General features: G+C 47.2%; 6 protein-coding genes. All 6 read left to right on the forward strand.

What is annotated here, in order from left to right:
* Positions 1–112 precede the first annotated feature (112 nt).
* Positions 113–1234 carry a T3SS effector HopA1 family protein gene (locus H6F93_RS00130; protein ID WP_190677968.1) on the forward strand — a complete coding sequence of 374 codons (1122 nt, stop codon included), beginning with the start codon at positions 113–115 and terminating at the stop codon, positions 1232–1234.
* Complete coding sequence (locus H6F93_RS00135) at positions 1231–2247, forward strand: aldo/keto reductase (protein ID WP_190677970.1); 1017 nt, start codon at positions 1231–1233, stop codon at positions 2245–2247. The genes H6F93_RS00130 and H6F93_RS00135 overlap by 4 nt, the downstream gene beginning before the upstream one ends.
* Before the next feature lie 46 nt (positions 2248–2293).
* Positions 2294–3070, forward strand: coding sequence for a peptidylprolyl isomerase (locus H6F93_RS00140; RefSeq protein WP_190677973.1), 777 nt, complete (start codon positions 2294–2296; stop codon positions 3068–3070).
* 198 nt (positions 3071–3268) lie between these two features.
* The gene (locus tag H6F93_RS33205) at positions 3269–3577 is read left to right on the forward strand and encodes a transposase (RefSeq protein WP_199313391.1); all 309 of its coding nucleotides are present in this window, start codon (positions 3269–3271) and stop codon (positions 3575–3577) included.
* 296 nt (positions 3578–3873) lie between these two features.
* Positions 3874–5382, forward strand: a complete 1509-nt coding sequence (locus H6F93_RS00150; protein WP_190677976.1) for a NarK family nitrate/nitrite MFS transporter — start codon at positions 3874–3876, stop codon at positions 5380–5382.
* A gap of 13 nt (positions 5383–5395) precedes the next feature.
* Positions 5396–5768: nitric oxide synthase oxygenase (locus tag H6F93_RS00155; protein ID WP_190677979.1), on the forward strand; the 373-nt coding region annotated here is incomplete at its 3' end.

Below are 5768 nucleotides of genomic sequence, written 5' to 3' on the forward strand. Positions count from 1 at the left end.
TGTTGTGCCGCCCGGAACAATCAATCCCAACTGTTTTTGGAGTGGCAGAATCTGAACTCACTAGCCTCAGCCATTCTCTCGCTTAAGTAGTTTTAGTTGCACCCAAACCATTATGCAATTACTGGATTCTCTTCCAAGTCAACTGCCAGTTTCTGCGTCAGATCGAGTGCTGGATTCTCTTCAAGACATAGCCAAAAATGTTCAGATCCAGTCTAACTTCTGTATTAGCCATTCCGCTTACAAACCTTTGGAGCTTCCTCCTGAAGTGGTAGCCCGTTTTCAGCGAATACCTTTGGAGCTTCAGAATAAGTATTTGAGTCTACAGCTACAAAGTTTTCTCTACGGCATCTATTACAACGGCTCCATGCAGGCTGCCCTTGCACCGGATGCAAATTCAACTGACTTAGCACCTCATCAGAATCTAGAGAACAATACCTTCTTTGGGGTAGACCTAGAGTTTTACGATCGCCTACATAAAAGCAATACCGGAGAAGGCTACTTTGACCCAGGTTGGTATGTAGTGAGGCAGGAGAGTGATGGTAGCTTGGCGGTGACAAAGGGTGGTTTGACTTTACACATTGAGCGCGAACAACATCTACAACCAGTTGAACAATCCGCCGCTGTAGGTGACTCAGTTGCTATCCGGATGCCCAAAAATCTGGTTCAAAACGGCTTTTACATGGCAGTCAGCAATGCGGGGGCGGACAATCGCAGCAATCCAGATAGTCATCGTGGAATAGTGAGAGTCTACTTCAATTTGAGCCACGAAGGTGCGGTTGCCGTTATGGAAAGCCTAACGCAGCAACTGAATGAAATCAAAATTCCCTTTACCTTTAAGGTGCTATACAACCCTTCTGACTACGGGCGCTATGACTCAGGGGTTCTCTACTTTGAGAAAAGCAACTACCCAACAGTCCGGGAAGTGCTAACAAGTGTTTATGCAGAAAACCAATTGCATTTTCGGACGGAAGTAACCCTTTTCACAAAGTTACTTGCGCCTGGACTTGCTCTAGCAGAAGAACCAGATTGCAAATTTGCTGCTGTAGAGAGTTTCGGAATGAACCGCTGCCAAATTGTTGCCAATGGCTTGCTGGAAGCTCGGCAAAACGGTGATGAATCTCCAGAAAGTCGGATGGCATCTATCCGCCAACACTTCTCCCTCCTAAGGATTGACTGGCAGCGTGCCTACCTCAATGCCAATTCTGAAGACATCTACACCCCGTTAGACGTATGAAACTAACTGATCTCGCGCCGCCTAACGTAGTCTCAGCCAGCGAAGTCAGCCATGCAGTCGATAAATTCCCAGAGTCGGATTTACCTTTTTACCGCAAACTGGGACGGACTGATTTAACAGTCAGCTGTCTCGGTTTGGGAGGCGGTGGCAGCATCTCTAGTGAAGACACCCTTTACGCCTTCGATAGGGGGATTAACTACTTTTTCTACTCCAGTGACTTGCACCACTATATCTACAGTCCGATGTCTGGGGCACTGCGCCAACTGTGTGGACGTGGCTCCTCAGTGCGCGAGAAAGTGGTGCTGGCAACCGTGACTTACATCAAAAGTCCAGAGATGGCACTCGCTGCTCTATTAGATCAGTTCGTGGAACTGGGGATTGACTACATTGATGTGTTGTTCTGGGGCTGGATTGGTTCCAGTGATGGGCAAGTTTTACAGGATTGCTTGCAGCTTGCCCCCGATTTGAGAGGCGCTAATAGCGTTTATCAGCGCACCATCGAAAGAATGTTTGGCACCTCTGAACGCCTCAAGAAAATGGGAGCTGTTCGCTATATCGGTGCTTCTTTCCACAATGTCAATCTGGCTCAACAGTGGTCACATAGCCCTTTGTTAGATGTGGTCATGGTCAGACACAATGTCGCTCATCGGTCTGCCCAGAGCCAAGTGTTCAATCAGCTAGATGCCCAAGACCCGCAGCGACCAGGTATTGTCACGTTCAAGTCAACAGGTTCTCACACAGGAGCGTTATGGAATGCCCCTAATGGTCTACCGGAAACGTGCTGGCGACCTACTGTCCCCGACTTGTACCGCTACTCCTTAAGCCAGAACTGTATTGATGTTTGCTTAACAGGTTTGACTCGGCGCGAAGAAGTTGATGCGGCGATATCTGGAGCCCAGCAGGGAAAGCTGACTCCTGCTGAACTTGATTACCTCAATCTTTACGGCGATTTACATCGCAACAAGCTGACAATCCCAGAAATTTCCCCTGAAAAATTGCTTTACCGCAGCTAAGCGATAACTCTTGCACCACAATTTACTCCCAGAGGAGAACAAAAAAATGACACAAACTTTAGAACGAACTAAATTGGAGTCCTTACAGAAATTTGTACTACCAGAAATTTCGCCTGCAACCAATGAAGATGTTATTGCTTACCTGCGCCGTTCTCACAAAATTGCTGAAGTAGCAGCTTTGGCTGAATGTGATACGTTGGTTTTGAACATCTGCGAACAGCTCGGCATTACTGTTTCTGATGAAGAATTACAAGCAGCAGGAGATGCCTTTCGTCTAGAACACAAATTGCTAGGAGCTTCAGAAACCCTTGCGTGGCTTCAAGAGCAGCGCATCACTGTAGAAGATTGGACTCAAGGTATCAGAGTAGACCTACTTACGAAGAAGTTAAAAGAACATCTCTTCGCAGACGCTGTTGATGCTCACTACATGAGTAACCGTAACGATTATAAACGGGTTGCCCTCTCTCAGATTCTAGTCCGTGACTTACCAGATGCTCTGAAAGTAGCTAACGCAATCCGAGAGGAAAAGGCTTCTTTCTGTGCTTTGGCACTGGAATACTCAAAAGGTAAGCAGTCTCAAGAAAATGGTGGCTTTGTTGGGATTTGCTTCATTGCCAAACTTATGCCAGAAATTGCACAGGTGATTTCCGAAGCGAAAGAAGGCGAAGTAATCGGACCAGTTCAAACAAAACTTGGTTATCACATCCTAAGAATTGAAAAATGGTTTTCTATTGAACTCAGTGAATCAGTCAGAGAGGAACTCTTAGAATCTCTTTTTCAGGTTTGGTTACAGGAGCGAGTCAATTCTACCCCTGATATCTAACTATCTCCATAAGATAGTTGATCTGGTTGACTGACAAAACTCAAGAACTAAAACTGTAAGATGGGGTAAAGATAACGGTGTGATGTAGCAAGACAGGTTGTGTCGCAAAAACTGGTTGTGTCGCAAAACCTTATAGAACCCATTTGATATCTTTTGGGAGTTGAACTAAGGTGATGAGAAGAGTTTGGTTGAGTGACTATGCCCTATTCCAGCAGTCTGACTGACCAAGAGTGGGAAATTCTGAACCCGTTGTTGCAAGAGATATTACCTCAGAAAAAGCAGACTTGCCCAGCGAAGTGGAGCAAAAGAGAAATCTTGGACGGCATTCTCTATCAACTGAAGAATGGATGTAACTGGGAAGACTTGCCCAAAGACCTGCCCCCTTACTCAACCGTCTACTGGTACTACAAGCAGTGGCGAGCGGCAGGGGCAATTGACAGACTGATGCAGGTGTTACACCAACAGGTACGCGAACAAGTAAAAAAAAGCCCACATGGGCTCGCTTAATCATCATTGACTCTCAAGCGGTCAAGAACACTTGCCGTGCAAGTGTAGAGTCGAAAGGTTTTTGTTTCTACAAGGCGACGAACGGGATTAAGCGGCATCTTGCGGTCGATACACTTGGCTTTCCCTTCTTTACCCATTGCACCAGAGGGAATGTCTCGGATGATGTCAGCTTGGTGGAGATGCTAACGCTAAACATTAACTATTTCAAGTCCAAAACTGTTAACAATGGTCAAACCCATAGCAAAAAATGCTCTTGGCTCTGCGTTCATGCTAATTGATTGCTTGAGGATCAAACCATGCTACGAACTTTATTCTCGTTTCGCGATCGTTACCGCATTCTCCATCTCACTTGGTTCGCTTTTTTCCTCTCATTTGTAGTTTGGTTTGACGTTGCTCCCTTTGCTACAACGATTCAGCGGGAACTGCATCTCACATCACCACAACTGAAAGTCTTAGCCATTTGCAATTTGGCACTCACCATTCCCGCTCGTATTGTGATTGGCATGGTGCTCGATCGCTATGGTCCTCGATTAACGTTTTCGGCATTGCTCATGTTTGCCGTAGTGCCTTGCTGGCTGACGGCAACCGCACACGATTTTAATCAACTGGTTTGGAGCAGTTTGATTAACAGCATTTTGGGAGCCGGATTTGTAGTCGGTGTTCGCATGGTTGCCGAATGGTTCTCATCCAAAGAAATTGGTCTAGCGCAAGGGATCTATGGCGGCTGGGGTAACTTTGGTGCAGCCGCTGCTCAGTTTTGTCTGCCCGTGCTAGCCGTGGCGATCGCATCTTTCACAGGCGGAACCTTGAACTGGCGGATGGCGATCATGATAATTGGTCTCGTAACAGCTTTCTACGGCAGTATTTATTGGCGTTACACCCAAGACACCCCACCGGGCAAGTTGTATCAGCGTCCGAAGCGACATGGTGGGTTAGAAGTCACCAGCCAGCGTAGTTTCTGGGCAATGTCACTTTTAGATTTAGGATTGCTCCTGTCGCTGGGACTGCTAACTTACCCGCTGTCCCAGAACAACATTCACTTCTTGACCTCCGGGCAGGTGCAGCTGGTCTGGCTGCTTTTGGGGCTACTGTATGCCGTTCAGTTCTACAAAGCCTGGCAGGTCAATCGAGAAATTGTGGGATCACTCAATCCCTTTGGCTCAGGGTTTCTCCAACCAAGTCAGCACTATCCGTTAAACGAACGGTATCAGGTACGGCAAATTGCACTGCTCGACTTCACATATTTGACGAACTTTGGCTCTCAGATTACCGTGATATCGATTTTGCCAGCCTGGATTGAACAAACCTTTGGGCTAAATCCGGTGACAGCTAGTTTAGTCGCAACGGCTTATCCCGTTTTGAATTTAGTCTCTCGTCCAAGCGGTGGACTGATAAGCGATCGCGCGGGCAGTCGGAAATGGACGATGACCGGACTGACAATCGGGATTGGGATCGGCTATTTGCTCATGGGCAAGCTTAATGCTGGCTCCAATCTCACCGTTGCGATCGGGCTAACGATGCTTTGCGCCTATTTTGTGCAAGCGGCAGCAGGAGCAACCTTTAGCATGGTGCCGTTAATCCGCAAGCCTGTGACTGGGCAAATCGCTGGCAGTGTGGGTGCTTATGGCAATGTGGGCGGTGTAATTTATTTGCTGATCTACAGCTTCAGCAATGCTCAAACACTGTTTTACAGCATGGGCGTAACGGCTCTCATCTGTGCCAGCTTATGTACTTTTTTCTTGCAAGAACCTCAAAGTTCTGTTGCGACAAACTCTCCTGAAACAGCAATTACTTTTATCAAATAGCCCCCGTACCATTATGAAACTCAGCCGTAATCAGATCCGTGAACAAATTGCAGAGACAGAATCGCTGCCGACCCTGTTGCTCGAAGCGATCGACTATCTGCGGTTATTGTCTCAAGAACAATCGCTGCCAGAATCGAAGTTACAGGAACGATTTGCAGAAATATATCGCGACTATCAGCGATCGCACACTTACCAGCAGACTGAGGAGGAGCTGGTTTACGGAGCAAAAGTGGCTTGGCGCAATAGTACAGGCTGCATTGGACGGATCTTTTGGGAAACGTTCAACGTGCGAGATCTGCGCCATCTCACTACCGCAGAGGAAATCTTTGAGGCGATCGTCGATCATCTTTACCAGGCAACCAACGGCGGCAATATTCGTTCCACCA

Origin of the sequence: Leptolyngbya sp. FACHB-671 (assembly GCF_014695745.1) — a bacterium.
Classification (GTDB): domain Bacteria; phylum Cyanobacteriota; class Cyanobacteriia; order Elainellales; family Elainellaceae; genus JAAUTN01.

Bases quoted from the DNA above. Each gene is read 5' to 3' on its own strand.
- H6F93_RS00150 (WP_190677976.1), top strand. From the start codon at position 3,874: ATGCTACGAACTTTATTCTCGTTTCGCGATCGTTACCGCATTCTCCAT.
- H6F93_RS00135 (WP_190677970.1), top strand. From the start codon at position 1,231: ATGAAACTAACTGATCTCGCGCCGCCTAACGTAGTCTCAGCCAGCGAA.
- H6F93_RS00140 (WP_190677973.1), top strand. From the start codon at position 2,294: ATGACACAAACTTTAGAACGAACTAAATTGGAGTCCTTACAGAAATTT.
- H6F93_RS33205 (WP_199313391.1), top strand. From the start codon at position 3,269: ATGCCCTATTCCAGCAGTCTGACTGACCAAGAGTGGGAAATTCTGAAC.
- H6F93_RS00130 (WP_190677968.1), top strand. From the start codon at position 113: ATGCAATTACTGGATTCTCTTCCAAGTCAACTGCCAGTTTCTGCGTCA.